This window comes from Comamonas sp., assembly GCF_036666375.1.
Lineage (GTDB): Bacteria > Pseudomonadota > Gammaproteobacteria > Burkholderiales > Burkholderiaceae_C > Comamonas.
In genome coordinates, this window is sequence record NZ_JAVWWA010000046.1 from 3017 (window position 1) to 6511 (window position 3495).

Genomic DNA, 3495 nt, shown 5'->3' on the forward strand with positions numbered 1-3495 from the left:
AAAGCAAATTCACAGCACAGTTCATGACGATAGACATTCGCGAAGCTTCCCGCGCCTGGACGCTCGAAGCCCTGGGCGTCGTTGCCGGCTACGGCGGCAGGACCATACTGCACCAGCTCGATCTGCGCATACGCGCGGGCGAGATCTATGCGCTGCTGGGCGCCAACGGCGCGGGCAAGACCACGGCGCTGAGCCTGTTCCTGGGCTTTGTCGCGCCCACGGCAGGCCAGGTGCGCGTGCACGGCGTCGATCCCGTGGCGCAGCCGGGCGAAGCCCGCCGCCACCTTGCCTATATTCCCGAGAATGTCGCGCTCTACGAGCACCTGACGGCGCGCGAGAACGTCGCCTACCTGCTTGATCTCGCCGGGCAGAACCCCGCGCCGGACGCCATCGCGCGCGCGCTGGCCGCCGCGGGCCTGCAGGGCCAAGTCTTCGATCGGCGCGTGGGCGGCTTCTCCAAGGGCATGCGCCAGAAAGTGGCGATTGCACTGGCGCTGGCGCGCCAGGTGCCGGCACTGCTGCTTGACGAACCCACCTCGGGCCTGGACCCGCAGGCCACGGCCGAGTTCAGCCGCCTGCTGCAACTGCTGCGCGCCCAGGGCGTGGCGATTCTGATGGTCACGCACGACCTGCTGGGCGCCGCCGATGTCGCCGACCGCATAGGCTTTCTCGATGGCGGGCGCCTGGTCGAGGAAGTCGCGGCCGCCGGCGATGAGCGCTTTGATGTGCGCGCGCTGCACCGGCGCTACGCCGGCCAGGCCGACGCATTGGAGCGCAGCGCATGAGCACCGTCCGCCGCATTGCGCGCGAGGAATGGCGCGCGCTGTTTCGCGACCGCGTGGCGCTGTTCGGCCTGTTGCTGGTGAGCGTGCTGATGCTGGTTGCCACGCTGACCGCGCATGAGCACCAGCACCACGCCAATGCCGAACGCGCGCGCTACCAGGCCCAGGCCAACGAACAGTTCGCGCAGCAGCCCGACCGCCACCCGCACCGGGTGGTGCATTACGGGCATTTCCTGTTTCGCCCCCTCAATCCGCTGGCGGCCTTCGATCCCGGCATCGACGCCTATACCGGCAACACCTTGTTCCTCGAGGGCCACCGGCAAAACAGCGCCAACTTCGGCGATGTGCGCCAGTCGTCGCTGCTGATGCGCTTTGGCCAGCTGACGCCGGCCTTCGTGCTGCAGGTTCTGGCGCCGCTGCTGTTGGTCTTTGTCGGGCATGCGGGCGTGGCGCGCGAACGCGAGTCGGGCACCTTGCGCCTGCTGCTGGCCCAGGGCGTGGCCGGCGCGCAGATCGTGGGCGGCAAGCTGCTGGCGCTGTCGGGCTTCACCGGACTGGTGCTGGCGCCCGCGCTGCTGGCACTTGCCTGGTTCGCGGCCAGCGGCCAGGCGCCCTGGTCGTTGGCGCTGCTGCTGGCCGCCGGCTATGCGGCCTGGCTGCTGCTGTGGTCGTTGGCCGTGGTCTGGATCTCCACGCTGTGCGCGCGCGGGCGCGACGCGCTGCTGGTATTGCTGGCCGCCTGGGCGGTGCTGGTCATACTGCTGCCGCGCTGGGTGCCCGATCTGGCAAACACCGCCATTGCCTTGCCCACGCGCTTCGAGACCCAGATCAAGGTCGAGCGCGACTACCAGGCGCTGGGCGATGCGCACAATCCCGAAGACCCGAAGTTCGCCGAGTTCCGCGATGCATTGCTCAGCAAGCATGGCGTGACGCGCATCGAAGACCTTCCGGTCAACTTCAAGGGCGCGGTCAGCATGGAAGGCGAACGCCAGTCGACCGAACTGTTCAACCGCTATGCGGCCGCGGCTTTCGATCGCCAGCGCCAGCAGAACGCGCTGGTCGACGGCTTTTCCTGGCTGGCGCCCACACTGGCGCTGCGCCGGCTGTCGATGGCGGCCTCGGGCACGGACCTGCTGAGCTTCCAGCGCTTCATCGAGCAGGGCGAGCAATACCGCTATGACCTGGTGCAGGGCCTCAACCGGCTGCACGCCGAGGCGCTGAGCTACGCCGATGAAACCAACCCCGCCCGAAGCAAACGCATTTCGCATACGCATTGGCAGAAATTCCCGGCCTTTGAATACCGGGCCGAACCCCTGGCCTTGACACTGGGCCGTGCCGCACCTGCGGCCCTGGTCCTGCTGCTGTGGCTGGCCGCGCTGGCCGGCCTGGCCTGGCGCGCGGGCCGCCGTCTTGAAAGGAATGTGCGATGAACTGGCTGATCCATGAACTGCGCCTGATCGCGCGCTCGCGGCTGTCGCTCGCTACCCTGGTGCTGCTGCTGGCACTGTCGGCGCTGGCCGTCTGGTCGGGCCTGCACGAAAGCGCGCGCCAGCGGCAGACGATTGCGCGGCTCGCGCCGCTGCAGGCGCAGGATGCGGCCGCGGTGACCGCGCGCTATGCCGACAGCCCGGACGCGGGCAACCCTGCCTACTACGCCTTTCACAGCACCTGGGACCCACCCTCGGCCACCGCCTTTCTGGCCATGGGCCTGCGCGATGTCGCGCCCCAGGCGCTGCGCGTGCGCGCCCTGGGCCTGCAGGCCCAGCTGTACGAAGGCGAGACCTTCAACCCCGAGCTGGCCCTGCCCGGGCGCTTTGACTTTGCCTTTGTGCTGATCTATCTCGCCCCGCTGTTCGTCATTGCCTTGCTGCACGACCTGGTGTCGGGCGAGCGCCAGTCGGGCCGGCTGCGCCTGCTGCTGTCGCTGCCCGAAGGCGGGCGGCTGTGGCGGCGGCGCGCGCTGCTGCGCTATGCGCTGCTGTTGGCGGCCCTGGCGCTGCCGGTGCTCGCCGGCCTGGTGCTTTCTGGCGCCACGCCGCTGTCCGCTGGCGTGGTGCTGGCCGTGATTGCCAGCTATCTGGCGTTCTGGGCAGGCCTGTCGCTCGGGGTCGCGCGCCGCGGCTGGCGCTCGGTGGCCAACGCCACGGCGCTGATGGGCGCCTGGGTGCTGCTGACGCTGGTGCTGCCCGCGCTGGCCAACGTGGCGCTGACGCGTGCCCTGCCCGTGCACCAGGGAGTGGACCTGATGCTGGCCCAGCGCCAGGCCGTGCATGGCGCCTGGGAAGTGCCGCGCGAGCAGACCATGCAGCGCTTCCTGGCCGGCCATCCGCAGTTCAAGCACACCGCGCCCCTGCCCGCGGGCTTCCACTGGAAGTGGTACTTTGCCTTTCACCAGCTGGGCGACGACAGCGTGGCGCAACCGGTGGCCGAGTACCGCGCCGGCCTGCTCGCACGCCAGGCATGGACCGAGCGCCTGGGCTGGCTGCTGCCCGGCGTGGGCGCGCAGACGGTGCTGCACCGCGCGGCCGACACCGACCTGCAGGCCCAGTTGGCCTTCCAGGACCGGACCGCGGCATTCCATGCCGAAGTGCGCCACTTCTTCTACCCGTATCTGTTCAATGAGCGCCGGTTCGGTGCCGCGGACTTCGCCCGGCTGCCGCGCTTTAGCGCGCCGGCGCATGCCCCGGTATCGTGGGGCGCGCAGCTGTGGGTG

3 protein-coding genes are annotated in these 3495 nt (G+C 69.6%); all 3 read left to right on the plus strand.

The annotated features are described in order from the left end of the window. The first annotated feature begins 23 nt into the window (after positions 1 to 23). Positions 24 to 785: an ABC transporter ATP-binding protein gene (locus tag RR928_RS12780; protein WP_332682813.1), complete on the plus strand. Its 762-nt coding sequence runs from the start codon at positions 24 to 26 to the stop codon at positions 783 to 785. Further along, positions 782 to 2212 (plus strand): ABC transporter permease, encoded by a 1431-nt coding sequence (locus tag RR928_RS12785; RefSeq protein WP_332535449.1) that lies wholly within the window; start codon positions 782 to 784, stop codon positions 2210 to 2212. The genes RR928_RS12780 and RR928_RS12785 overlap by 4 nt, the downstream gene beginning before the upstream one ends. Further along, positions 2209 to 3495, plus strand: a 1287-nt coding sequence (locus tag RR928_RS12790; protein WP_332682778.1) for a DUF3526 domain-containing protein, incomplete at its 3' end; no start/stop codon positions are given. The genes RR928_RS12785 and RR928_RS12790, both read left to right, overlap by 4 nt.

Coding starts and splice junctions, on each gene's coding strand:
- RR928_RS12780 (WP_332682813.1), top strand. CDS start 24: ATGACGATAGACATTCGCGAAGCTTCCCGCGCCTGGACGCTCGAAGCC.
- RR928_RS12785 (WP_332535449.1), top strand. CDS start 782: ATGAGCACCGTCCGCCGCATTGCGCGCGAGGAATGGCGCGCGCTGTTT.